This window comes from Streptomyces hydrogenans (genome assembly GCF_014656075.1).
GTDB lineage: Bacteria > Actinomycetota > Actinomycetes > Streptomycetales > Streptomycetaceae > Streptomyces > Streptomyces hydrogenans.
In genome coordinates this window covers 25,588-48,933 of record NZ_BNBS01000011.1, presented here as the reverse complement: position 1 = coordinate 48,933, position 23,346 = coordinate 25,588, and the positions used below count along the sequence as shown (strand labels likewise).

Genomic DNA, 23,346 nt, shown 5'->3' with positions numbered 1-23,346 from the left:
TTACGGGGTGACGCTGCCGATCAGGACGCTGCCGGTGCCCGCGACGGTGCCGCGCGCGTTGAGCAGCTGGACCTCGCCGAAGAACTGGCGTCCCTCGGGGGCCGCACCGCCGACGACGACCTCGGCCGGGACCTTGGTGCTCGCGCCGTTGGCCAGCGGGTAGGTCTTCGACTCGTCGACCTTCACGGTGCCGAGCGCCGAGGAGAAGTAGACGTCCTTGTAGTCGTAGGTCGTGCCGCCCTCGGCGTGGACCGCGTAGCCGTCGATGACGACGGTGTACGTGCCGGCCTTCGGCTTGACGAGGGAGACGGCCTCCTCCGAGTCGCCGTCGGCCGACGAGGCGACCTTGACGCCGTTCAGGAGCACGGTCAGGTCGAGGTCGGCGGCCTTGTCGGAGGTGTTGCCGATCCCGATGTCGAGGCGCTCGACGCCCTCACCGATGGTGACGGTCTTCGTCTGCGACTCGTGGTGCTGGATGGTCGGGGTCTCGACCTTGGCCGAGCCCAGCGAACCGCCCTTGAGCTTGCCGTCGATGCCGGCGAACTTGTTGGTGACGGTCCACTCGACGGCGGACGGCACGCCGACCTTCGCCTCGGCGACCGTCTGGACGGCCGGGTCGAAGGAGGCGCCGAGCACGGTGACGTCGAGCTTGTACGGGTTGTCCAGGTCCGGCGAGGTGCGGCGCGCCTCGACCTCGATCTCCCAGACGCCGGCCTGCGGGTTGGCGTAGGAGCGCTGGTCCGGGCGGCAGGTGTTCGCCGGGTTGTAGTGCGGGTAGCACATGGTGGTCGCGGTCGGGTCGACCGGGACGCCGTACGGGTGGATGGAGATGAACCGGGTCTGGCTCTTCTCCTTCAGGCCGCCGATCGCCACCTCCAGGGAGGTCGCGCCCTTCGGCACGGTCACGAAGTACGACTTGTGGCTGTTGCGCTGGACCGAGCCCGAGGCGGAGAAGCCGTAGCCGGGGGCGACCAGGTCGCTCGCGACGACCGAGGTGGCGAGGATCTGCTTGTCGACGCCCTCGGTGCGCTCGTCGTCGGCCTCCAGGATCACGCTGTGCACGCCGGCGGTCTTCGGGCGGGCCTCCAGCTTGACGGTGACCGGGGTGTTCAGCGGGAGGCGGACCTCGTCGTCGCCGAGGATCCGGAAGGTGCCGTCGTTGTACTTGAGGTCCAGCTCGTGCCAGAGGGCGCGGTCCGGGCCGCTGGTGCGGGTGACGGTGACGTCGTAGACCTTCTTCTGGCCGACCTTGAGGCCGCCCTCGCGGTCGTACACACCGGTGCCGGTGTGCGGGGCCGGGAAGATCACGGTGTCGACCGGGGCCTCGACCTTGTAGGAGTGGGCGGTGGCCCCGTCCTCGATCGACTCCCAGGCCTCGTTGATGTCGACGAGACCGGCGCCCTGCTCGTGGGCCGCGACACCCGGGATCCGCTTCGCGGTCGAGGTGAGCGCGGTGCGCAGGGTCAGCGGGGAGAGCTCGATCTTCCGCTGCTTGGCGGCGGAGAGCAGCAGCGCGCTGGCGCCCGCGACCTGCGGGGACGACATCGAGGTGCCGTTGAGCATGCCGTAGCCGGCGGGGAGCGCGTAGCCGGACTCGGGGACGCCGGCGCCGGCCTGCCAGGTCGGGATGGTGTTCACGGCCGAACCCGGGCCGGTGACCAGCGGGGTGGCGCCGCCGTCCTCACGCGGACCGCGCGAGGAGAACGGGAACATGGCGTACTTCTTGTCGACGGCCGAGCCGTAGTTGGCGGCCCAGGTCGACTGGGAGACCGCGGCGCCGACCGAGAGGACCTTGTCGGCCAGGCCGGGGTCGCCGATCGTGTTGGTGCCCGGGCCGGAGTTGCCGGCCGAGATCACCAGCTGCACGCCGTACTCGTCGATGAGACGGGTGTAGAGGCGGGCGCGGACGTTGTCGCCGTCGTTCAGCGCGGGCAGGCCGCCGATCGACATGTTGACGATGTCGACGCCGCGGTTGACGACGAGGTCGACCATGCCCTCGGTGAGGGCGACGTTGGTGCAGCCGCCGTCCCAGGTGCAGGCGCGCGAGGAGACGATCTTCGCGCCGGGGGCGGCGCCGTTCATCCTGCCGCCGAAGAGGCCCTTGGCGGCGGTGATGCCGGCGACGTGGGTGCCGTGCGAGGACTCGACGACGCCGATGTTGACGAAGTCGCGCTTCTGACCGACCCAGGAGCCGCCCAGCGGGTCCATCGGGACGTCCTTGCGGATCTGCACGACGAAGGGGGTGCGCTCGACGACGTCGGTGGCCGGGTTGTCGGTGCCGAAGTAGTTGACCCCGTAGCCGTCCTTGAACGGCTTCATCGGCTCGTTGTCCGTGAAGTCGTTGTCCTGGTCGGTGTCGACGCGGACGGTGCCGGCGACCGGGTCGTACAGCATGCCGAAGACGTCGGTGGTGTCGCCGTCGCGGTTGATGTCACCGGCCGGGTCGCCGCCCGCGGTCACCGACTCGCTGAAGCGGCTCCACTGGTAGGAGCCCGCGGGCGCCTTCCAGGACTGCGCGGCGGCGGTGAAGACCGGGCCCGCGACCGGGGTGATCTGCGCGCGCCAGGTGGCGTCGCCGTCGACCAGCGGGTCGGTGGCGGTCACCCAGTCGACGATCTTGCGCTCGCCGGTGGTGGTCTTCTGGAGGGCCGGGTGGGCCAGGTCGACGCCCGAGTCGAGGATGCCGATGGTCACGCCGCGGCCGTCGGCGCGCGGGTGGTCCTCGACGAACTCGACGGCGCCCGTCTCGTGGGACGGGTTGTACGGGTTCTTCGCCGGGGTGTACTTCGACGGCGCCGGGTAGGTCCGGGCGACCGTGGTGCCCTCGACGGCGCCGCCGAGGCCCGCGTCGGGGCGGGGGTCGTCCAGCTCGATCTCGGCCCGGAGGTCCACCGACTGGACGGAGGAGAGCTTCGTGGCGGCCTTGATCGCGGCGTCGGCCCTGCCGGTCGGCAGGGTGGCGCGGACGTAGCCGAGCTCGTCGTTGCGGTTGCCAACCGAGGCGCCGGGGACGGCGTCGAGCTGGTCGGCGACCTGCTCGGTCGCGCCGGGCGCGGTGGCGACCAGGATGGTGACGTGCGACTCGCCGGCGGCCTCGGCCTCGGAGAGGCGCTGCGCGTCGGTGGCGCCGAGCTTGTCGGCGGGCTCCGCGGCCTTCACCGGGGGAGTGGCCGCCGGGTCGTCGGCGGCGAGGACCGGTGCGGCACCGGCCGCGACGAGCGCGGTCACCAGGCCGGCGGCGGCGGCGATCCGGGCCGCTCGTCTGGTCCCGGCGGTCGAGCGCCCGGGTATGGAGCTCTGCGTTTCGGGGGTGGTCATTTACATCCCTGTTTGTGAAAGAAGAGGGTCCGGAATCCGGTACCGGATGACCGCTCAGCCTTTCGCAAATGACAGGGCTTTGTGGAGAGTTCGCGGAGGGCGGGTTGTGTCCGTGGCGTACATCCGCCACCGCGCCCCATGCGCCACAGCGGACGAACCGCCCCCAACGGGGGCGATCCGAACGGGGCTTGCGGCTCAGGTCTCCTTGGTCCGGGCGTAATGCCGGGACGCCTTCGCGCGGTTGCCGCAGGTCGCCATCGAGTGCCAGCGCCGGGTGCCGTTCCGTGAGGTGTCGAGGAAGTGCAGGATGCACGCCTCGTGCGCGCAGGTCCTGATCCGGTCCGGGGCGGTGCGCAGCAGGTCCAGGTGGTCGCGGGCGGCGGTCCAGGCCGGCCCCCACGCCGGATCGGTGAACTCGGCCCGCTCCCCGGGCCCCGCGGTCGTGAGCACGGCGCGGATCCGGCCGTGTTCCAGGACGGCGTCGACCCGGGCGGTCGCCTCCGCGTCGCCGGGCCGGTCGACCAGGGCCTTCAGCGCCTCGCGGGCGGTGCGGGTGTGGCGGAGGGTGGCCTCGTCGGCGGCGAATTCCCCGTCGAGCCCGTTCGCGGCGAGCCAGATCGCGAGTCCCTCGGTGTCGACGAGCAGGTCCTGGCGCTCGCCCTCGCTCATCCAGCGGGTGTTGAGGAGGTCCAGGGAGAGGGGTTCGCCGGTCAGCGGCCGCGGATCGATGACGGTCATGAAGGACATCCTCCTCGATCCCCTGGACTGTCTAACCCCTCAAGCGTACGTGAACGGTTGCGTCCGCTCGCGTCTAACCCCTAAAGTCGAGTTAACAGGTTAGCCCGGAAGGGGCGACCGAAGACGAGGGGACCGTCATGTCCGCGATCGGCACGCTGAACACGGCGCACATCGGCATCAACGTCACCGACCTGGACCGCTCGCTCGGCTTCTACGGCGACGTGCTCGGCTTCGACGTGATCGGCTCCGGCGACGCCGACGGCCGCCGCTACGCCTTCCTCGGCCAGGACGGCAAGCTCGCCGTCACCCTCTGGCAGCAGGCCGAGGGCGGCTACGACGCGCACCGCGCCGGCCTGCACCACCTGGCCTTCGAGGCCGAGTCCATCGAGAAGGTCCGCGAGGCCGAGGCGGTCCTCAAGGCGCGGGGCGTCACCTTCGCCTACGACGGCGTCGTCGCCCACCGCGAGGGCGCGGCCTCCGGCGGCATCTTCTTCCACGACCCCGACGGCACCCGCCTGGAGATCTCCGTCCCCCAGGGCGCCGAGGAGTCCCCGGCCCCGAACGCCACGGCCCCGACCTGCGGCTTCTTCTAGACCGGGCCCCACCTCGTCCGGGGCGCCCCGCGCGCCCGCCCGCACCCACCGGAGGCCCGCCATGACGACCGCGTACCACCACGGCTCCCTGGCCGTACAAGCACGCCTCGGCGTCCAGCAGGCCGCCGCCCACATCGCCCCCAGCATCAACCCCGGCATCCGCCCGGTCGCCGCCGCCTTCCTGGAGGCCCAGCCCATGCTGGTCCTGGGGGCGGCGGCCCCCGACGGCCGCGTCTGGGCGAGCCTGCTGACCGGCGAACCCGGCTTCGCCCGCGCCACCGGACCCCACACGGTCTCGGTCGCGGGCGGGCTCGCCCCCCACGACCCCCTGGCCGAGGCGTCGGCCGCCGGGACCACCGTCGGCACGATCGCCCTCGACCCCCGCACCCGTCGCCGCATGCGCCTCAACGGCACCGCCCGCCCCAGCGCCCGGGGCCTCCTGATCGAGGCCGAGCAGGTCTTCGCCAACTGCCCGAAGTACCTCCAGAAGCGCGAGCTGTACGGCTCCGACCCCGCGGGCCCGGGCACCGCCGCCCCCCGCACGGGCGACGCCCTGACCGAGGCCCAGCTGGCCGCCGTCCGCGCCGCGGACACCTTCTTCGTCGCGACCACCGGACCCGACGGCGCCGACGCCAGCCACCGCGGCGGCAACCCCGGCTTCGTCCACGCCGAAGGCCCCCGGGAACTCCTCTGGCGGGACTACCCCGGCAATGCGATGTTCCTCACGCTCGGAAACCTGGAGACGGACGGCAGGGCGGGCCTCCTCTTCCTGGACTGGGAGTCGGGGACGACCCTTCAGCTCAGCGGCCGGGCGAAAACGGTATACCATTTGGAGGAGCGGTTCGTCCGCTTCCGGGTCGACAGCGTCGTCGAGACCCCCGCCGCCAGCCCCCTGCGCTGGTCCGCGCCGGCGTACTCCCCGGCCAACCCGACCACCCCCTGATCGCGCACCTGCCGCCCGCACGCGGACTCCCGATCCACGATCCCGAGGAACCCGTGACCACTGCCACCCAGGCTCCCGACGCCACCGTGCCCGGCCCGTCCGCCCCGTCCACGACCACCGAGCCCGCCCCCGTACGCCGGCCCGGTCCGCCGCCGCGTCCGCGTCCCCTGGCCGTCCTCGTCGCCACCGGCACCAGCACCGCCGCCCTGCTCCTGCTGGTCGCCCTCGGCACCGTCCTGCACCACCCGCTGCTCATCCCGCCGCTCGCCGCGAGCATGGCGCTGGTCGCCGCCTCCCCGGACCTGCCGCTCTCCCAGCCCCGCTCGGTGGTCGGCGGCCAGCTCCTGTCCGCCCTGACCGGCTTCGCCGTCCTCGCCGTCGCGGGACCCGGCCTGTGGAGCGCCGCCGTCGCCGGCGGGCTCGCGCTGGGCGCGATGACGCTCGCCCGCGCCCCGCACTCCCCGGCCGCCGCCACGGCGGTGATCGTCGCCCTCGGCAGCCCGCCGTTCTGGACCTTCACCGGCCTCCTGCTCGCCTCCTGCCTCCTGCTCGTCGCGGTCGGCCTGCTCGCCGCCCGCGCGACCCGCCGCACCTACCCCGTGTACTGGATCTAGCCCTCCGCCTAGCCTGCTGGGCATGAAGCAGGAGCTGCGGGTGGCGGCCTACGCCGTAGTCGTCCGGGACGACGCGATACTGCTCGCCCGCTGGGTGGCCAAGGACGGCACCAAGCGGTGGACGCTGCCCGGCGGCGGCATGGACCACGGGGAGGAACCCGTCCGGACCGTCGTCCGCGAGGTCGAGGAGGAGACCGGGTACGCCGTCGAGCCGACCGCCCTCCTCGGCGTCGACTCGATCCTGCGCGGCTGGATCGCCCGGCTCGGCACGCCGGGCTCCTTCCAGGGGCTCCGCATCGTCTACGAGGCCCGGATCACCGGTGGCGCGCTCCGCCCCGAGACCGGCGGCTCCACCGACCTCGCGGCCTGGCACCCGCTGGACTCCGTCCCCGCCCTGCCCCGGGTCGAGCTGGTCGACATCGGGCTCGACCTGTGGCGGGAACGTCCCCCCGTGGGCCGCTCCCGCCTCGCCGATCCGACGAACGGCTGAAAACGGCTCAACCGGCACGCGCCCGCTCAACCCCGCCGCCCCGCCCCCGGTCCTCCCCGCCGACCGCAGTACCGGACCAGGGAAACAGGGGAACCCCGCATGAGCTCCGCCCGTACCGCCCGCACCGTCGTCGCCGCGGCCCTCGCCGCCGGCCTCACCGTCACCGCGCTCGCCGCCGCCACCCACGCGGCGGGCCCCGCGGCCCCGGCGAAGAAGGACCACGCCGCCACGCAGGCGGCCCTCCGGACCGCCGTCGACCTCGGCGTCCCCGGCTCCGTCGCCGAGGCCCGCGTCGACGGCCGCGCCTGGACCGGCACCGCCGGCGAGCGCGGCGGCGACGACCGCTTCCGCGTCGGCTCCATCACCAAGACCTTCACCGCCACCGTCCTCCTCCAGCTCCAGGCCGAGGGCCGGATCGACCTCGACGACCCGGTCGAGAAGTGGCTCCCGGGCCTGGTCCGCGGCAACGGCCACGACGGACGGAAGATCACCGTCCGCCAGCTCCTCAACCACACCAGCGGCGTCTACAGCTACACCGAGGACCCCGGCTTCCAGCAGAAGGTCTTCGGCCCCGGCTTCCTGGAGCACCGCTACGACACCTGGAAGCCGCGCGACCTGGTCGCCGTCGCCACGAGCCACGCCCCCGCCTTCGCCCCCGGCACCTCCTGGGGCTACTCCAACACCAACTTCGTCCTGGCCGGACTGGTCATCGAGGAGGTCACCGGCCGCCCCTACGGCAAGGCCGTCGAGAACCGGATCATCAAGCCCCTCAAGCTCCGCGCCACCAGCGTCCCCGGCACCCGGGTGAACGTCCCGAAGCCGAGCAGCCGCGCCTACTCCACCCTCACCGCCGACGCCTCCGCCCCCGTCCACGACGTCACCGAGCTCAACCCCTCCCTCGCCCACGCGGCCGGCGAGATGATCTCCGACTCGGCCGACCTCCAGACCTTCTACCGCGCCCTGATCAAGGGCCGGCTCCTCCCGAAGGCCGAGATGCGCGAACTCACCACCACCGTCCCCGTCTCCCCCCAGTACCCCGACTTCCGCTACGGCCTCGGCATCTCCTGGCAGAAGCTGGGCTGCGGCACCGAGATCTGGGGCCACGGCGGCGGCATCCACGGCTCGACCTCGGAGGCGTACACCACCCGCGACGGCCGGCACACCCTCGCCGCCAACATCAACGCCGACTGGACCGGCGACACCCAGGCGGTCATCGACGCCGAGTTCTGCGGCACCCTCCCGAAGCCGTAGCTCACCGGGGCAGGACGACGACGTACGCGGCGGGCTGCCGCTCCGACGCGGCCATCAGGGCCGTACGGACCACGGTGGCCTGCTGGTCCATCGCCTCGCGCAGCTTGCGCGGGGTCAGGTGGACCACCGTGATGCCCAGCCGCTCCAGGTGCTCCCGCTTGCGGGTGTACTCGGACCACATCGCGTCCTCGTCCTGCCGCGGCGCCCGCGTGTCCAGCTCCACCGCCACCGCCTGGTCCGGCCAGTAGGCGTCCACCCCGCCCAGGTGCGGGCCGCCGGGCAGCCTCAGGTCCACGTTCCACACCGGGTCCGGCAGCCCGAAGTCCCGCACCATCTCGTACAGCCGCTCCTCCGACAGCCCCCGCCCCTCCACCAGGAGCGAGTCCACCGCGTCCACCACGTGCGGCCGGGTCAGCAGCCGGGCCCGGCTCAACTCCCGCACCAGAACCGGGGGCTCGCAGTGGCCGCCGCGCACCGCCTCGGTCAGCAGCCCGCGGACGGTCTCGGCGTCGTGCAGTCCCGAGACGGCGTCGGTGAGCGCGCGGGCGACCGGCGCGACCGGCAGCCCGTCCAGCTCCACCGGCTCCGGCGACTCCGGCGCCCGCACCACCCGCACGAATCCGGTCGACCGCAGCCGCCGGGTCCGCCCGACGAGGACGTCGATCCGGTCCAGGGCGGGCGCCGGGGGAGCGGAGGAGAAGCCGTGCAGGGAGAGCGCGGCCAGCCCGGTGAGCATCGCGCCCGGGCCGTCCAGCGGCGCCTCGCCGTCCCGGCGGGCGTAGAGCAGCGCGGCCCGCAGCCGGTCGTCGCCGGTCGGGGCGCCGGGGCGGAGCAGGAAGACGCCCGGCAGCAGCTGCTGCCAGTCGCCGCCCGCCGCGGACCGCCCGGCGACCTCCGCGGCGGGCACGCCCATGGCCCTCAACTGGCCGGTGGACGCGAGTCGTTGCGTGAGGCCCGCGGGGCAGGAGGCGGGGCGGGTGCGGGGGGTGCCGGGGGTGTTGTGGTTCATGCCGGGGGTGTTCCGCACCCGGTCCCGGTCCTAACGGCCTGTTACAAGGCGGTGGCCGAACCCGGACAAGCCCGCACTAAAGTACGCGCGTTCGACTGCCGAGAGGAGCCGGCCGGGGCGCGGCCCCGCGCGACCGCGGGGCGGGGCCCCGGGAGGGTTCCCCGGGAGGGGCCGCCCGGCGGCGGCCCCTCCCGGTCCCGGGTCAGTCCTCCAGCGCGTCGCACTCCTGCGCCCGCAGCGCGCGGGCCAGGTCGTCACGGGACTCCAGGACCAGGCGCCGCAGCGCCGGCGCCGCGTCCGCGTGCGCCGCCAGCCAGGCGTCGGTCGCCGCCAGGGTCTCCGGACGGTCCTGGTGGGCGGGGAAGAGCCCCCGCACCACGTCCATGCCGATCTGGATCGACCGCTCGGCCCAGATCCGCTCGATCACCGCGAAGTACCTCTCCGCGTAGGGCGCGATCAGCTCGCGCTGCGAGGGCTGGGCGAAACCGGCGATGGTCGCGCCGACCAGCGCGTTCGACAGCGTGTCCGACTCGACGACCTGCGCCCACGCCTGCGCCTTCACCGCCGCCGACGGCCGGGCGGCGAGCAGCCGCACCTGGTGCCGCTTGCCGCTGGCGGTGTCGTCCCGCGCCAGCTCCTCGCCGATCCGCGCCTCGTCGGCCCGGCCGGCCTCGGCGAGCGGGGAGAGCAGCGCCCAGCGCAGCTCCTGGTCGACGTCGAGGCCGTCGATCCGTGCGGTGCCGGCCAGCAGCCCCTCCAGGAGCTGGAGGTCGGCGTCCGTGGAGGCGGTCGCGGCGAAGAAGCGCGCCCAGGTCAGCTGGTGCTCGCTGCCCGGCTCGGCGGTCCGCAGCTCGCGCAGCCCGCCCTCGGCGAGCCGCCGCCCGCCCTCCTCGCGCCAGGAGGGGGCGGCGTAGTGGGTGACGGCGGTCCGCGCCCAGGCGTGCACCATCTGGAGGACGCCGATGTCGGTCTCGCGGCCCGCGAAGGCGAGCACGGCGGCGACGAAGTCGCGGGCCGGCATCAGCCCGTCCCGGGTCAGGTTCCACAGCGCCGACCAGCACAGCGCGCGGGCCAGCGGGTCCGTGATCGCGCCGAGGTGGCCGCGGAGGGTGTCGAGGGAGCCCTCGTCGAAGCGGACCTTGCAGTAGGTGAGGTCGTCGTCGTTGACGAGGATCAGGTCCGGCCGTTCGCTGCCGGCCAGCGCGTCCACGACCGTGCGGGCCCCGGCCACGTCCGTCTCGGTGCGCGCGTACCGCACGAGCTCGCCGTCGGTGAGCCGGTAGAGGCCCACGGCGATCCGGTGCGGGCGCGGCTCGTCGCCCTCCTGGAGGACGGCGAGCTCGGTGATCCGGCCCTCGGCGTCGTAGGTGACCTCGGGGGCGAGGACGTTGACGCCGGAGGTCTGGAGCCAGGACTTCGACCACGCCTTCATGTCCCGGCCGGAGGTCTCCTCCAGGACGGCGAGCAGGTCGGCGAGGCGGGTGTTGCCGTAGGCGTGGCGCTTGAAGTAGCGGCGGGCGCCCTCCAGGAAGGCGTCCCGGCCCACGTAGGCGACGAGCTGCTTGAGGACGGACGCGCCCTTGGCGTAGGTGATGCCGTCGAAGTTCAGCTTGGCGTCCTCCAGGTCACGGATGTCGGCCGTGACCGGGTGGGTGGACGGGAGCTGGTCGGCGCGGTAGGCCCACGCCTTGCGGTTGTTGGCGAAGGTGACCCAGCTGTCGGTGAAGCGGGTGGCCTCGGCGAGCGAGAAGGAGCCCATGAAGTCGGCGAAGGACTCCTTCAGCCACAGGTCGTCCCACCACACCATGGTGACCAGGTCGCCGAACCACATGTGGGCCATCTCGTGCAGGATCGTGTTGGCGCGCCGCTCGTACGCCGCCCGCGTGACCTTGCCCCGGTAGATGTACTCCTCCGTGAAGGTGACCATGCCGGGGTTCTCCATGGCGCCGAGGTTGTACTCGGGCACGAAGGCCTGGTCGTACTTGCCGAAGGGGTACGGGAAGTCGAAGTTGTCGTGGAAGAAGTCGAAGCCCTGCTTGGTGACCAGGAAGACGTCGTCCGCGTCGAAGTGCTTCGCGAGCCCCTTGCGGCACATCGCGCCGAGCGGGATCTCGACGTCGCCGCGCCGGTAGGTGTCGGTGACGTAGTGGTACGGACCGGCCACCACGCAGGTGATGTACGTGGAGATCGGCGCCGTCTCGGCGAACCGCCACACCCCGTCGGCCCCCTGCTCGCCGACGCCGTTGCTCCAGACCGTCCAGCCGTCGGGGGCGGTCACCTCGAAGCGGTACGGCGCCTTGAGGTCGGGCTGCTCGAAGTCGGCGTACACGCGGCGGGCGTCGGCCGGCTCGTACTGGGTGTACAGGTACACCTCGCCGTCCTCGGGGTCGACGAAGCGGTGCATGCCCTCGCCGGTGCGGCTGTACGCGCACTGGGCGTCGACGACCAGCACGTTCTCGTCGGCCAGTCCGTCCAGGGCGATCCGGGCCCCGTCGAAGACGGCCGCCGGGTCCAGGGCGCGCCCGTTGAGGGTGACGGAGGTGACCGACGGGGCGATCAGGTCCACGAAGGTCGCGTCGGCCTCGCCCGTGCGACGGAAGCGGATCGTCGTCACCGAGCGGAAGGTGCGTACCGCCTCCGTGGACTCGCCGACCGCCGAGCGGAGGTCGAGGGCGACCTCGTAGCCGTCGACGGACAGCAGCGAGGCCCGCTCGTGGGCCTCGTCGCGGGACAGGTTCTCACCGGGCACGGTCACTCCTTCGTGGCGTGTTCGAAACAGCACCGATCCTCCCATGCGCACCTTTCACCCGGCGCACGGGAATGCCGACACGCCCCGTCGGTGTTGCGCCAAGTCGGCGCACCCGCCCGACCGACCGCCTCCGAGGAGTGACATGTCCGAGAGCAGGACCACCGCTGAGTTCTTCTTCGACCCGCTGTGCCCCTGGGCCTGGATGACCTCCCGGTGGATGCTGGAGGTGGAGCGGGTCCGTCCGGTGGACGTGCGCTGGAAGGTGATGAGCCTCGCGGTGCTGAACGAGAACCGGCTGGACGAGCTCCCGGAGGAGTACCGGGACATGCTGGAGACCAAGGCGTGGGGCCCGGTCCGGGTCGTCGTGGCGGCCCAGCAGCTGCACGGCGACGAGGTCGTCGGCAAGCTCTACACCGCGCTCGGCACCCGCTTCCACAACGACGGCGAGGGCCCGACCCGCGAGGCGATCGCCGCCGCCCTGCGGGACGTCGGCCTCCCCGAGGACCTGGTGGAGTACGCCGACAAGGACACCTACGACACCGAGCTGCGGGCCTCCCACGCGGAGGGCATAGGGAAGGTCGGCCAGGACGTCGGCACCCCGGTCATCGCGGTGCCCGGCCCGGACGGCGACGAGGTCGCCTTCTTCGGCCCGGTCGTCACCCCCACCCCGCGCGGCGAGGCCGCGGCCCGGCTGTGGGACGGCACGCTGCTGGTGGCGTCCACCCCGGGCTTCTACGAGATCAAGCGCACCCGGACGGCGGCGCCGAGCTTCGAGTGAGCGCCCGGCCGTCCGAGCGGCCATGGAAGAACCCCCGTGATTCACGTCATCACGGGGGTTCTTCTTTCATCCGTCCGCAGGTGAAGGCTGAGAAGACGATCACGAGCAGGACGAGCTGGGGCCGTCGGGCGGCTCAGAACGAGATCAGCGGCACGCTGGCCTTGGCGGCCTGGTAGCGCTTGTTCACGTCCTGCCAGTTGACGACCTGCCACATGGCCTCGATGAAGTCGACCTTCTGGTTCTTGTACTGCAGGTAGAAGGCGTGCTCCCAGGCGTCGAAGACGAGGACCGGGACGGAGCCCTGGCCGACGTTGCCCTGGTGGTCGTAGACCTGCTCGACGATGAGGCGGCCGCTGATCGGCTCGTAGGCGAGGACGCCCCAGCCGGAGCCCTGGGTGGTCGCCGAGGCCTTGGTCAGCTGGGCCTTGAACTTGGCGAAGGAGCCGAAGGACTCGGTGATCGCGTCGGCGAGCTCGCCCACGCCGTCGGCCGCGAGCGGCTCGCCGCCGCCCTCGCCGGCCTTCGGGCTGGCCATGTTGTTCCAGTAGATGGAGTGGAGGATGTGGCCGGAGAGGTGGAAGGCCAGGTTCTTCTCCAGGCCGTTGATGGCCCCCCACTGGTCCTTGTCGCGCGCCTCCTCCAGCTGCTCCAGGGTGTCGTTCGCACCCTTGACGTACGCGGCGTGGTGCTTGTCGTGGTGCAGCTCGATGATCTGCGGGTTGATCACCGGCTCCAGCGCCGCGTAGTCGTACGGCAGCTCCGGAAGTGTGTAGATCGCCATGTGTGCCGAGCCCTTCGACTGACTGCTGCTTATTGCAACCTATATGCAAGTGCAGGCTAACAGCACCTGCGGTAGAACTTGATCAGTCCTTCGACCTAGTCCCGTCGTCCTCCCCACCGCCCCCGGACGCGCGAAGGCCCCGCCGGGTCGGAACCCGGCGGGGCCTTCGTACGGGACGCGGAGGGGTCAGCTCCGTTCGGCGGGGGCCGTCTTCGCGCGGGACCTCTGGAGGGCGAAACCGGTCACGGCGAGGACCAGGGTGAGGGCGCCCGTCGCGTACAGCTGGACGCGGGTGCCCTCCTCACGGGCCATCAGGAAGAAGATCGCGGCCATGCCGGCCAGCGCCACCCAGGTCAGCACCGGGAAGGCCCACATGCGCACGACCAGCTTCTCCGGCTCCTCGCGCTCGGTGCGGCGGCGCAGCACCAGCTGGGAGGCGGCGATGAAGAACCAGACGACGAGGATGATCGCGCCGATGGTGTTGAGCAGCCAGATGAACGCCTTGTCCGGCGACCAGTAGCTCAGCAGGACGGCGCCGAAGCCGACGACCGAGGAGAGCAGGACGGCCGGGCGCGGCACGCCGCCGAAGGTGCGGCCGAGCGCCTGCGGGCCCTGACCGCGGCCGATCAGCGAGCGGGCCATGCGGGAGGCGCCGTAGATGTTGGCGTTCATCGCGGAGAGCAGGGCGACCAGGACGACCACGTTCATGATCTGGCCGGCGGCCGGGATGCCCAGGTGGTCGAGGGTGGCGACGTACGGGCCCTTCTCGACGACCGCCCCGTCGTCCCACGGGACGAGGGTGACGATGACCGCCATCGAGCCGATGTAGAAGAGCGCGATCCGCCACATCGCGGTGCGGACCGCCTTGGCGACGCCCTGCACCGGGTGCTCGGACTCGGCCGCCGCGATGGTCACCGTCTCCAGGCCGCCGTAGGCGAAGACGGAGGCGAGCAGGCCGACGATCAGGCCCTCGGAGCCGTGCGGGAAGAAGCCGCCGTCTCCGGTGAGGTTGGCCGTGCCGGGCGCGTCGGTGCCGGGCAGGACGCCGGTGATGGCGAGCACGCCGATGCCGAGGAAGAGGACGATCGCGCCGACCTTCAGCGCGGCGAACCAGAACTCGAACTCGCCGAAGTTCTTCACCGCCGCCAGGTTGGTGCCGCAGAAGACCACCATGAAGAGCGCCACCCAGGCCCATTCGGGCGTGCCCGAGAACCAGCCGGTCATGATGTTCGCCGCGCCGATGCCCTCCAGGCCGACGGCCACGCAGAGCAGGAACCAGAAGGCCCAGCCCGCGGTGAAGCCGGCCCACGGGCCGAAGGCGCGCTCGGCGTGGACGGAGAAGGAGCCGGAGGCGGGGTTCGCCGCCGACATCTCGCCGAGCATCCGCATCACCAGCATGACGAGCACGCCGGAGATCGCGTACGCGATGACGATCGAGGGGCCCGCGGCGGCGATGCCCGCGCCGGAGCCGACGAAGAGGCCGGCGCCGATGACGCCGCCGAGCGCGATCATCGACAGATGGCGCTGCTTGAGGCCGTGGGAGAGGCCGTCGGAGGGAGCGGCGCTGCCGTCCTCGCGGTCGGCCTGCGCGGGCGCGGTGGTCCGGGACATGGGCAACCCTGTTCATAGGCTGAGACGGGGAGGGGAGCCCACAGTCTGGGTGCCCGCACCGCTCAGAGGGAACGGGTGTCCGCTATACGGTCACGAGCTTCACACAAGGTGAAGATTCAGTTCCGTTTCGTCGTGGACATGCGGGTTTCCCGCAGCCACGCCACGAGCAGCACCGCCGCCGTCGCCCCCGCGGACCACATCACCTGCGGCCGCGCCGCGTCGTCGGTCAGCATCAGGACCAGCACCGCGCCCATCGCCGCCAGCGCCGTCCACGTCAGCCACGGGAAGCCCCACATCCGCAGCGTCAGCGTCTGCGGCGCCTCCCGCTCGATCCGCGGCCGCAGCCGCAGCTGCGACACCGCGATCAGCGCCCACACGAAGAGCAGCACCGCGCCGACCGCGTTGAGCATGTAGAGGAAGACCGAGTCCGGCCACTTCAGATTGAGCAGCACGGAGACGAAGCCGAAGGCCACCGAGGCGAGCACCGCCCGCCGCGGCACGCCCCCGCCGGACACCTTCAGCAGCCCCTTCGGCGCCTCGCCGCGCTCGGCCAGCGAGAACACCATCCGGGAGGAGCCGTACAGATTGGCGTTGAGCGCCGACAGCAGCGCCACGAACACCACCACGTTCATGATCTGCCCCGCGCCCGGCACCCCGATCTCGTCGAGCACCGCCACGTACGGCGACTCGCCCGGCGTCATCGACGTCCACGGCAGCAGGGTCACGATCACCAGCATCGAGCCCACGTAGAAGAGCAGGATCCGCCACACGGCGCTGCGCACCGCCCGCGCCACGTTCCGCGCCGGGTCCTCCGACTCGGCGGCGGCGATGGTGACGACCTCCAGACCGCCGAAGGCGAAGACCACCGCGAGCACCCCGGAGACCACCCCGGACCAGCCGTTCGGCAGGAAGCCGCCCTGCCCCGTCAGGTTGGCGAGCCCCACCGGATCCGTGTCGGGCAGCCGGCCGACGATCGCCAGCGTGCCGAGGAGCAGGAAGAGCACGATCGCGCCGACCTTCAGCGCGGCGAACCAGAACTCGAACTCGCCGAAGTTCTTCACCGCCGCCAGGTTGGCGAGGGTGAACACCACCATGAAGAGGAGCACCCAGCCCCACTGCGGCACCCCCGGCACCCAGCCGTGCGCGATCCGCGCCGCGCCCGTCGCCTCCACGGCGAGGACGACGACCAGCAGGAACCAGTACAGCCACCCCACCGAGAAGCCGGCCCAGCGGCCCAGCGCCCGCTCCGCGTGCACCGAGAACGCCCCGGACGCCGGCATCGCCGCCGACATCTCGCCCAGCATCCGCATCACCAGCATCGCGAGCGCGCCCGCGATCAGGTACGAGAGCACGATGCCGGGCCCGGCGACCGCGATGCCCGCGCCCGAGCCGACGAAGAGGCCCGCGCCGATCACCCCGCCGAGCCCGAGCATCGTCAGATGACGCTGCTTCAGGCCGTGGGAGAGCGGCTCGGGTTCGGTGAGGGGGGACGACGGTGCTGCGTCGCGCATGGTGGGGGCTCGCGCTCTGAGAGGAGTGACACACGGGGGAAGGGTTTATCGAGACCCCACAGTCTCCCCGCTGACCGGCGCTCGACGCAAAAGGGGCGAGATATCGCCATCTCCCAGTGACAAGCGTCACGTGGCGCCCGGCGCCGTCGCCCCCCTTTGTCGGAAACCGATGAAGCCCCGGCCCGAGGCTTTGTCGGCGGCTGACGGTGATCGCCCGTTCACTCCTGGCATAGCGTCGACCTGTCCCGACACCCTCACCCCCGCGGAGTACCGATGAGCACCGCCGCCGCCCCCGTCCGCACCCTCCGTACGGGCACCGTCCTGGCCGACCTCCTCCCCGCGAGCCGCGTCCGCGACGTCGCGCTCGTCGTCGGCGGCGCCGCCCTCACCGGCCTCGCCGCGCAGCTCACCGTGCCGGTCCCGGGTTCCCCGGTCCCGGTCTCCGGCCAGACCTTCGCCGCCCTGCTCGTCGGCACCGCCCTCGGCGCCCGCCGCGGCTTCCTCTCGCTCGCGCTCTACGCCGTCGTCGGCATGGCGGGCGTCCCGTGGTTCGCCGAGGCGAGCTCCGGCTACGCGATGCCGTCCTTCGGCTACATCCTCGGCATGCTGCTCGCCGCCACCGTCGTCGGCGCGCTGGCCCGCCGCGGCGCGGACCGCTCGGTCCTGCGCACCGCCGGCACCATGCTCCTCGGCTCCGCGATCATCTACGCGGTCGGCGTCCCCTACCTCGCCCTCGCCACCGGCATGAGCCTCGGCCAGGCCGTCGCCGCCGGCCTGACCCCCTTCCTCATCGGCGACGCCCTCAAGGCCGCCCTCGCCATGGGCGCCCTCCCGGCCGCCTGGAAGCTCGTCGGCCGCAAGGGCTGACCCCGCGAGGCCGTACGCGAAAGGGCCCGCCGCTCCGTGCCGGAGCGGCGGGCCCTTCCTCGTGTCCCGGTCAGACGCGCTCGGCGGCCTTCCTGGCCCGCTCGCGGACCAGCGCGATCGCCAGCACCAGCGCGGCCACCAGCAGCGAGAGCACGACCTGCTCCCGGGCGCCGCCGCCGTCGTAGATCATGTAGCCGAGGACGAAGACGATCATGCCGATCGTCGCCCACGTCAGGTACGGGAAGAGCCACATCCGCACGACCAGCTTCTCCGGCGACTCGCGCAGGATGATCCCGCGCATCCGCAGCTGGGTCACGCAGATGACCAGCCAGACGAAGAGCGCCACCGCGCCGGAGGAGTTCAGCAGGAAGGCGAAGACGGTGTCCGGCCACTGGTAGTTGAAGAAGACCGCGACGAAGCCGAAGACGACCGAGGAGAGGATCGCGGCCTTGGGCACACCGCGCTTGTCGACCTTCGCGAAGCCCTTCGGCGCGTCTCCGCGCCGGCCGAGCGAGAAGGCCATCCGGGAGGCCGTGTAGAGGCCCGAGTTCAGGCAGGACAGCACGGCGGTCAGGACGATCACGTTCATGATCTGGCCGGCCGCGGGGATGCCGATGGAGTCGAGGGCGGCGACGTACGAGCCCTTCTCCACGATCGACGGGTCGTTCCACGGCAGCAGCGTCAGCACCACGAAGATCGAGCCCAGGTAGAAGACGCCGATCCGCCAGATCACGCTGTTCGTCGCCTTGGTCACGGCCCGCTGCGGGTCCTCCGACTCGCCGGCCGCGAGGGTCACGATCTCGCTGCCCATGAAGGAGAAGACCACCATCAGCACACCGGTGAGGATCGCGCCCGCGCCCATCGGCATGAATCCGCCGGCGTCGGTGAGGTGCGCGAAGCCCGCGCCCGGGTTGTCCGAGCCCGGCAGCACGCCGAAGACCGCGAGCAGGCCGATCACCACGAAGGCGCCGATGGCGACGACCTTGATCCCGGCGAACCAGAACTCGAACTCGCCGTACGAGGCCACCGAGGCCAGGTTGGTGGCGGTGAGCACCACCATCACGATGAGCGCCCAGGCCCACTGCGGCACCGCCGGGACCCAGCCCTCCAGGATGACCGCGCCCGCGGTCGCCTCGACGGCCAGCACGACGACCCAGAAGAACCAGTACAGCCAGCCGATGGTGAAGCCGGCCCAGCGGCCGAGCGCCTGGTCGGCGTAGGCGGAGAAGGAGCCCGAGGAGGGGCGCGCGGCGGCCATCTCGCCGAGCATCCGCATCACGAACACGACCATCGCGCCGACGAGCGCGTAGGAGAGGAGGATCGCGGGGCCGGCGGCGGCGATGCCGGAGCCGGAGCCGACGAACAGGCCGGCGCCGATGACGCCGCCGATCGCGATCATCGACAGATGGCGGTTCTTGAGCCCGGCCTTGAGGCCGTCGGACGGCGGCGTCTGACCGGGGTCACCGGTGCCGCTGCCTTCCTGGGCGAGGGTCGGCTGCGTGTTCATGAACGCTTCCTTCGAATGTGGGGGGCGACTCGGGTCGCGAGCCGGAGCCATGAAACCCGGCGACCGGCCGGTACGGAAGGTTTGATTCCGGATCGTGATTCAGGACATAGTCGGGCCATAAGGTCCAGACCAGACGGGTCGGAGGTCCGTGACCCGACGGGACCAAGGTCCCGACCCCGCTGACGCCTGCCCCGTCCCGGCCGTGCCACACTCGGTCCATGCGCGTCTACATCGGTTCCGACCACGCCGGCTACGAACTCAAGACCCACCTCGTGGAGTGGCTGAAGGCCCACGGCCACGAGCCCGTCGACTGCGGTCCCCACATCTACGACGCCCTCGACGACTACCCGCCGTTCTGCCTGCGCGCCGCCGAGAAGACGGCCGCCGACGCGGACGCCCTCGGCATCGTCATCGGCGGCTCCGGCAACGGCGAGCAGATCGCCGCCAACAAGGTCAAGGGCGTCCGTGCCGCCCTCGCCTGGAGCGAGCAGACCGCCGCCCTCGGCCGCGAGCACAACAACGCCAACGTCGTCGCCGTCGGCGCCCGCATGCACACCGAGGAGGAGGCGACCAAGTTCGTCGAGATCTTCCTCTCCACCCCGTACTCCGGCGACGAGCGCCACACCCGCCGCATCGAGATGCTGAGCGCGTACGAGACCACCGGCGAGCTCCCCCCGATCCCGGCCCACCACCCGCAGGAGCCCACCGCCTGATGCCCGAAGGGCACACCATCCACCGGCTGGCCGCCGACCACCGCGAACGGTTCGGCGGCCGGCCCGTGCGCGTCTCCAGCCCCCAGGGCAAGTTCGCCGACTCGGCGGCCCTGCTCGACGGCTCCGTCCTGGAGACCACCGAGGCCCACGGCAAGCACCTCTTCCTGGGCTTCCCGCGCGACGAGTGGATCCACATCCACCTCGGCCTCTTCGGCAAGGTGAACTTCGGCGACGCCCCCGCGCCGCCGCCCACCGACACCGTCCGCCTGCGCCTGGCGAACCCGGAGTCGTACGTCGACCTCCGCGGCCCCACCACCTGCGCGCTCGTCACCGACGACGAGAAGCGGGCGATACACGACCGGCTCGGCCCCGACCCCCTCCGCGCCGACGACGACCCCGACGCCGCCTGGCGCCGGATCTCCAGGTCCCGCTCGACCGTCGCCGCCCTGCTCATGGACCAGAAGGTCATCTCCGGCGTCGGCAACGTCTACCGCGCCGAGGTCCTCTTCCGCCACGGCATCGACCCGTACCGCGCGGGCCGGGACCTCACGCCGGGGGAGTGGACCGCGATCTGGACCGACCTCCAGGCCCTCATGCGCGAAGGCGTCCGCCTCAACCGCATCGACACGGTCCGCCCCGAGCACACCCCCGAGGCCATGGGCCGCCCGCCCCGGGTCGACGACCACGGCGGCGAGGTCTACGTCTACCGCCGCGCGAACCTCCCGTGCCACCTCTGCGGCACGGAGATCCGCACGGCGGACCTGGCGGCCCGCAACCTCTTCTGGTGCCCGACCTGCCAGCCGTAGGACCCCTCCGGCTCAGATCACTAGAACCCGTGCGGCAACCAGGGCGCGGCGTCGGACCCGAAGGCGAGCGACGCCTCCGCCAGCGCGCCCTCCCGCAGTTCGGTGACCCGCCCCGCCGAGGCCAGCGCCGCCAGGGACGTACCGCCCAGGTAGGCGGCCCCCAACTCCCGCACCGAGAGCGCGAGATCGGCCGCGTCGGAGGTCCGTGAACACACCGCGCCCTTCGCGTCGCCGGACAGCCGCCACCGACCCGCGTTCCACGGACAGAACGCGTCCTCGACCTCGAACACCACGTCCACCGGCGCCCGGTACGTCCGCGCCTCCAGCGCCGCGCCCACCTCCACCAGCCGCGCGAACAGCGCCTCCCGCTCGGTCGGTTCGCACCGCCGCACGTCCGAGACCAGGTGCTGCCAGGCCGCGTCCACCGGCGCGCTGTTCACCTTCACCTTCCCCGTCAGGTCCACCGAGCACAGGAACCGCCACAGCGCCGCCTCCGCCGCGGGGTCCAGCCCGTACAGCTCGTGCACGGTCACCGAACCGTCCGCGCCGGCCCAGCTCCACTCCGGCTTGATCGCGTAGAAGGCGTACCCCACGACCTCCCCGCCGCGCTCCGCCAGCACGCACAGCCGGGCAGAGGCGCCCTCCCGCGCACCCGGCGGATCGAGCAGCGGCAGCCGCTCCCAGCCCGGCCGCCGGGCCAGCATCCCGGGCCGGCGCGGCACCATCCGCGCGTACACCGCCTCCGTCACCGCCGAGGACTCCGCCAGGGGCACCATCCGCAGCGTCACCGCGTCCGTCCCGGCCGGCACGTCGAGCCGCACCCGGGTCGTGTCGATCACCGCCCGCTGCGCCCGGCTCGCGGCCCCGTAACCGAACCGCCCGTAGATGACCGCCTCCGAGGCGGTCAGCACCGCCAGCGGCTCGCCCAGCGCCCGCACGTCGTCGAGCTGCCGCCGCATCATCGACGTCAGGATCCCCTGCCGGCGATGCGTTCCGGCCACGCTCACCATCGTGACGCCGGCGGCCGGCACCGAGGCCCCGCCCGGCACGGTCAGCCGGAAGGAGAACGCCCCCGCCGTCGCCACCGCCCGCCCGCCGTCCCAGACCGCCAGGGACCGTTCGCACTCGGTCAGGTCACGCCACAGCGCACGCTCCTCCGGCTGCTCCGGCACCCCGCCGAAGGCGAGTTCCAGCGCCTCGAACCAGCGATCCCACTCCGAAGGGTCAAGCACCCGCAGTTCAGTCGTCATATGCCATCGATATCAGCGCATCCTGACCGGGGCGACCCGATTTCACGCACCTTGTCACCGGGGTACCCCTGCACGGGGACGGCCCGGGTGGATAGGGTCCAGGCCAATGGCCCACCACGGAGTGAACACGTACGCGGCCCGGCTGCGCAGGCGCGCCCACCGGGCCCGCGTCGCGCTGCGCCGGACCGGCGTCGACTACTTCCGCGGCGGCACCTCCGACCGCCTCGCCCTCGCCGGGCTCCTCCTCACCATCCCCGCCATCGTCTGCGGCACCGTCCTCGACCCCGTCTGGTGCTCGCCCGCCGCCCTCGTGCTGCCGATCGTGGCCGGCGGACTGCTGCTGCGGCCCGCCAGCCTCCTCGGCCTGTACGCGGCGGCCGCCGGCGGCCTGATCGTCGAGTCCACCGTCCTCGGCCCGTACGGCGAGGGCCCCGCCCGCGTCACCCCCGGCACCGTCCTGGTGGTCGCCGCCTGCGGCCTCTTCGGCCTGCTCATCGCCCAGTTCCGGGCCCGCGTCGGGGTGCCCTGGCGGCGCGGCGGCACCATGCTCTTCGACCTGCGCGAACGGCTCCGGGTGCAGAGCGCCCTGCCCCGGCTGCCGCGCGGCTGGCACCGCGAGATGGCGCTCCGCCCGGCCGGCGGCCAGTCCTTCTCCGGCGACTTCGTCGTCGCCGCCCGCACCCACGGCGGCCGCACCCTGGAGGTCGTCCTCACCGACGTCTCCGGCAAGGGCATGGACGCCGCCTCCCGCTCCCTGCTGCTCTCCGGCGCCTTCGGCGGCCTCCTCGGCTCGCTGCCGCCGCACGGCTTCCTGCCGGCCGCCAACGGCTACCTGCTCCGGCAGAACTGGGACGAGGGCTTCGCCACCTCCATCCACCTCGTCCTCGACCTGGACTCCGGGGACTACGAACTCTTCTCGGCCGGCCACCTGCCCGCGCTCCAGCTCCACTCCGGCACCGGCCGCTGGGAGGAGAAGGACGGCGACGGCCCCCTCCTCGGCGTCTACGACGGCGCCGAGTTCCACCCGGTCAAGGGATCCCTGCACCCCGGCGACGTCCTGATGCTCTTCACCGACGGCCTCGTCGAGGCCGCCGACCGGGACCTCGCCGAGGGCATCGACCGCCTCACCGGAGAGGCCGACCGCTGCGTCCCGGCCGGCTTCGAGGGCGTCGCCTGGCACCTCATCGAGGCGGTCGCCAAGGACGTCAACGACGACCGCGCCCTCCTCCTCATCTCCCGCCCGGCCTGAACCCCGCGGGTCCGTGACGCGTCCCACGATTCGTCACCCCCCGTCGAGGGCACCGGGGTTGGTGGCACGATAGAACCGCGGGGGTGTCCGGATGCGCACCCCGGGGCCAGGTGGGACCGACCGAGGGTGTGAGCAGTCGTGGCGATTTCTTTTTCCGCGGTGTTGTTGTTGGGGATCGTCCTCGTGGTGCTGATCCGGGGCGGCAGCCTCAAGGCCGGCCCCGCGGTGGTCGCCGTCCTCTTCGGCTTCTTCCTCGCCTTCACGGGCATGGCCGACGACATCCAGCGCTTCCTGAACTCGATATCCCAGACGATCAGCGCCATCAAATTCTGACGGGAACGGGCCGGAGACGGTCCGGAAACGGCTCCGGGCCCGGGTTCCTCGACGAGGAACCCGGGCCCGGAGCCGTACACAGAGCGGGCGACGGGAATCGAACCCGCGTAGCTAGTTTGGAAGACTAGGGCTCTACCATTGAGCTACGCCCGCACAGGATGCGCCGCAGGTCGGAACCAGCGCGGCACGGACAGCATCGTAGCCGGTCCGGAGCCGTCCGTGCACGCCCCCGGAA

The 23,346-nt window shown here is 72.3% G+C and carries 20 protein-coding genes and 1 tRNA gene; 11 read left to right on the top strand and 10 right to left on the bottom strand.

Going from position 1 to position 23,346, the window contains the following annotated elements:
- Together IE321_RS07535 and IE321_RS07530 are read right to left on the bottom strand one after the other, a co-directional pair.
- On the bottom strand, positions 1 to 3,318 hold the full coding sequence (locus IE321_RS07535; RefSeq protein ID WP_190222225.1) for a S8 family serine peptidase: 3,318 nt from the start codon (positions 3,316 to 3,318) through the stop codon (positions 1 to 3).
- A 195-nt stretch (positions 3,319 to 3,513) separates the two neighbouring features.
- On the bottom strand, positions 3,514 to 4,056 hold the full coding sequence (locus IE321_RS07530) for a CGNR zinc finger domain-containing protein (protein WP_190222224.1): 543 nt from the start codon (positions 4,054 to 4,056) through the stop codon (positions 3,514 to 3,516).
- 137 nt (positions 4,057 to 4,193) lie between these two features.
- Here IE321_RS07530 and IE321_RS07525 point away from each other — a divergent pair, with 137 nt between their 5' ends.
- From IE321_RS07525 to IE321_RS07505, 5 genes are all read left to right on the top strand, one after another.
- Positions 4,194 to 4,649, top strand: a complete 456-nt coding sequence (locus tag IE321_RS07525) for a VOC family protein (protein WP_043230072.1) — start codon at positions 4,194 to 4,196, stop codon at positions 4,647 to 4,649.
- A 61-nt stretch (positions 4,650 to 4,710) separates the two neighbouring features.
- A complete protein-coding gene (locus IE321_RS07520) occupies positions 4,711 to 5,592 on the top strand; it encodes a pyridoxamine 5'-phosphate oxidase family protein (RefSeq protein ID WP_190222223.1) in 882 nt (293 codons plus the stop codon).
- 53 nt (positions 5,593 to 5,645) lie between these two features.
- Positions 5,646 to 6,206 carry an HPP family protein gene (locus IE321_RS07515; RefSeq protein ID WP_190222222.1) on the top strand — a complete coding sequence of 187 codons (561 nt, stop codon included), beginning with the start codon at positions 5,646 to 5,648 and terminating at the stop codon, positions 6,204 to 6,206.
- Positions 6,207 to 6,228: 22 nt separating this feature from the next.
- A complete protein-coding gene (locus tag IE321_RS07510; RefSeq protein WP_043230069.1) occupies positions 6,229 to 6,696 on the top strand; it encodes an NUDIX hydrolase in 468 nt (155 codons plus the stop codon).
- Between the two features lie 99 nt (positions 6,697 to 6,795).
- The gene (locus tag IE321_RS07505) at positions 6,796 to 7,947 is read left to right on the top strand and encodes a serine hydrolase domain-containing protein (RefSeq protein ID WP_190222221.1); all 1,152 of its coding nucleotides are present in this window, start codon (positions 6,796 to 6,798) and stop codon (positions 7,945 to 7,947) included.
- Between the two features lies 1 nt (position 7,948).
- On the opposite strand, the gene IE321_RS07500 is transcribed toward IE321_RS07505, so the two are convergent.
- Both IE321_RS07500 and pepN read right to left on the bottom strand, forming a co-directional pair.
- A complete protein-coding gene (locus tag IE321_RS07500; RefSeq protein WP_190222220.1) occupies positions 7,949 to 8,956 on the bottom strand; it encodes a hypothetical protein in 1,008 nt (335 codons plus the stop codon).
- A 202-nt stretch (positions 8,957 to 9,158) separates the two neighbouring features.
- Positions 9,159 to 11,705 (bottom strand): aminopeptidase N, encoded by a 2,547-nt coding sequence (gene pepN, locus IE321_RS07495; protein WP_190222219.1) that lies wholly within the window; start codon positions 11,703 to 11,705, stop codon positions 9,159 to 9,161.
- Between the two features lie 142 nt (positions 11,706 to 11,847).
- Here pepN and IE321_RS07490 point away from each other — a divergent pair, with 142 nt between their 5' ends.
- The gene (locus IE321_RS07490; protein ID WP_043221591.1) at positions 11,848 to 12,483 is read left to right on the top strand and encodes a mycothiol-dependent nitroreductase Rv2466c family protein; all 636 of its coding nucleotides are present in this window, start codon (positions 11,848 to 11,850) and stop codon (positions 12,481 to 12,483) included.
- A gap of 133 nt (positions 12,484 to 12,616) precedes the next feature.
- Here IE321_RS07490 and IE321_RS07485 read toward each other — a convergent pair whose 3' ends face one another.
- The 3 genes from IE321_RS07485 to IE321_RS07475 all read right to left on the bottom strand — a co-directional run bounded on the left by IE321_RS07485 (position 12,617) and on the right by IE321_RS07475 (position 16,386).
- Complete coding sequence (locus IE321_RS07485; protein WP_043221589.1) at positions 12,617 to 13,264, bottom strand: superoxide dismutase; 648 nt, start codon at positions 13,262 to 13,264, stop codon at positions 12,617 to 12,619.
- A gap of 186 nt (positions 13,265 to 13,450) precedes the next feature.
- On the bottom strand, positions 13,451 to 14,875 hold the full coding sequence (locus tag IE321_RS07480) for an amino acid permease (protein ID WP_190222218.1): 1,425 nt from the start codon (positions 14,873 to 14,875) through the stop codon (positions 13,451 to 13,453).
- A gap of 116 nt (positions 14,876 to 14,991) precedes the next feature.
- Positions 14,992 to 16,386 carry an amino acid permease gene (locus IE321_RS07475; protein WP_190222217.1) on the bottom strand — a complete coding sequence of 465 codons (1,395 nt, stop codon included), beginning with the start codon at positions 16,384 to 16,386 and terminating at the stop codon, positions 14,992 to 14,994.
- 273 nt (positions 16,387 to 16,659) lie between these two features.
- On the opposite strand from IE321_RS07475, the gene IE321_RS07470 reads away from it, so the two are divergent.
- Positions 16,660 to 17,253 carry a biotin transporter BioY gene (locus IE321_RS07470; RefSeq protein ID WP_190222216.1) on the top strand — a complete coding sequence of 198 codons (594 nt, stop codon included), beginning with the start codon at positions 16,660 to 16,662 and terminating at the stop codon, positions 17,251 to 17,253.
- A 70-nt stretch (positions 17,254 to 17,323) separates the two neighbouring features.
- Here IE321_RS07470 and IE321_RS07465 read toward each other — a convergent pair whose 3' ends face one another.
- A complete protein-coding gene (locus tag IE321_RS07465; RefSeq protein WP_043221580.1) occupies positions 17,324 to 18,760 on the bottom strand; it encodes an amino acid permease in 1,437 nt (478 codons plus the stop codon).
- 218 nt (positions 18,761 to 18,978) lie between these two features.
- Between IE321_RS07465 and IE321_RS07460 the strand changes: the two genes are divergently transcribed.
- A complete protein-coding gene (locus tag IE321_RS07460; RefSeq protein ID WP_043221578.1) occupies positions 18,979 to 19,473 on the top strand; it encodes a ribose-5-phosphate isomerase in 495 nt (164 codons plus the stop codon).
- Complete coding sequence (locus IE321_RS07455) at positions 19,473 to 20,279, top strand: Fpg/Nei family DNA glycosylase (protein WP_190222215.1); 807 nt, start codon at positions 19,473 to 19,475, stop codon at positions 20,277 to 20,279. The genes IE321_RS07460 and IE321_RS07455 overlap by 1 nt, the downstream gene beginning before the upstream one ends.
- 20 nt (positions 20,280 to 20,299) lie before the next feature.
- On the opposite strand, the gene IE321_RS07450 is transcribed toward IE321_RS07455, so the two are convergent.
- On the bottom strand, positions 20,300 to 21,529 hold the full coding sequence (locus IE321_RS07450) for a GNAT family N-acetyltransferase (RefSeq protein ID WP_043221574.1): 1,230 nt from the start codon (positions 21,527 to 21,529) through the stop codon (positions 20,300 to 20,302).
- A gap of 106 nt (positions 21,530 to 21,635) precedes the next feature.
- On the opposite strand from IE321_RS07450, the gene IE321_RS07445 reads away from it, so the two are divergent.
- Both IE321_RS07445 and IE321_RS07440 read left to right on the top strand, forming a co-directional pair.
- Complete coding sequence (locus tag IE321_RS07445; protein ID WP_043221572.1) at positions 21,636 to 22,778, top strand: PP2C family protein-serine/threonine phosphatase; 1,143 nt, start codon at positions 21,636 to 21,638, stop codon at positions 22,776 to 22,778.
- Positions 22,779 to 22,916: 138 nt separating this feature from the next.
- The gene (locus IE321_RS07440) at positions 22,917 to 23,111 is read left to right on the top strand and encodes a hypothetical protein (protein WP_043221570.1); all 195 of its coding nucleotides are present in this window, start codon (positions 22,917 to 22,919) and stop codon (positions 23,109 to 23,111) included.
- A gap of 82 nt (positions 23,112 to 23,193) precedes the next feature.
- On the opposite strand, the gene IE321_RS07435 is transcribed toward IE321_RS07440, so the two are convergent.
- A tRNA-Gly gene (locus IE321_RS07435) sits at positions 23,194 to 23,264 on the bottom strand.
- Between the last annotated feature and the right edge of the window lie 82 nt (positions 23,265 to 23,346).

Excerpts from the sequence above, each read along its gene's own strand:
- IE321_RS07455 (WP_190222215.1), top strand. The coding sequence starts at position 19,473 with ATGCCCGAAGGGCACACCATCCACCGGCTGGCCGCCGACCACCGCGAA.
- IE321_RS07535 (WP_190222225.1), bottom strand. The coding sequence starts at position 3,318 with ATGACCACCCCCGAAACGCAGAGCTCCATACCCGGGCGCTCGACCGCC.
- IE321_RS07510 (WP_043230069.1), top strand. The coding sequence starts at position 6,229 with ATGAAGCAGGAGCTGCGGGTGGCGGCCTACGCCGTAGTCGTCCGGGAC.
- IE321_RS07470 (WP_190222216.1), top strand. The coding sequence starts at position 16,660 with ATGAGCACCGCCGCCGCCCCCGTCCGCACCCTCCGTACGGGCACCGTC.
- IE321_RS07460 (WP_043221578.1), top strand. The coding sequence starts at position 18,979 with ATGCGCGTCTACATCGGTTCCGACCACGCCGGCTACGAACTCAAGACC.
- IE321_RS07480 (WP_190222218.1), bottom strand. The coding sequence starts at position 14,875 with ATGTCCCGGACCACCGCGCCCGCGCAGGCCGACCGCGAGGACGGCAGC.
- IE321_RS07445 (WP_043221572.1), top strand. The coding sequence starts at position 21,636 with ATGGCCCACCACGGAGTGAACACGTACGCGGCCCGGCTGCGCAGGCGC.
- IE321_RS07505 (WP_190222221.1), top strand. The coding sequence starts at position 6,796 with ATGAGCTCCGCCCGTACCGCCCGCACCGTCGTCGCCGCGGCCCTCGCC.
- IE321_RS07520 (WP_190222223.1), top strand. The coding sequence starts at position 4,711 with ATGACGACCGCGTACCACCACGGCTCCCTGGCCGTACAAGCACGCCTC.
- IE321_RS07465 (WP_043221580.1), bottom strand. The coding sequence starts at position 18,760 with ATGAACACGCAGCCGACCCTCGCCCAGGAAGGCAGCGGCACCGGTGAC.
- IE321_RS07525 (WP_043230072.1), top strand. The coding sequence starts at position 4,194 with ATGTCCGCGATCGGCACGCTGAACACGGCGCACATCGGCATCAACGTC.
- IE321_RS07475 (WP_190222217.1), bottom strand. The coding sequence starts at position 16,386 with ATGCGCGACGCAGCACCGTCGTCCCCCCTCACCGAACCCGAGCCGCTC.
- IE321_RS07490 (WP_043221591.1), top strand. The coding sequence starts at position 11,848 with ATGTCCGAGAGCAGGACCACCGCTGAGTTCTTCTTCGACCCGCTGTGC.
- IE321_RS07450 (WP_043221574.1), bottom strand. The coding sequence starts at position 21,529 with ATGACGACTGAACTGCGGGTGCTTGACCCTTCGGAGTGGGATCGCTGG.
- IE321_RS07485 (WP_043221589.1), bottom strand. The coding sequence starts at position 13,264 with ATGGCGATCTACACACTTCCGGAGCTGCCGTACGACTACGCGGCGCTG.
- IE321_RS07500 (WP_190222220.1), bottom strand. The coding sequence starts at position 8,956 with ATGAACCACAACACCCCCGGCACCCCCCGCACCCGCCCCGCCTCCTGC.
- IE321_RS07530 (WP_190222224.1), bottom strand. The coding sequence starts at position 4,056 with ATGACCGTCATCGATCCGCGGCCGCTGACCGGCGAACCCCTCTCCCTG.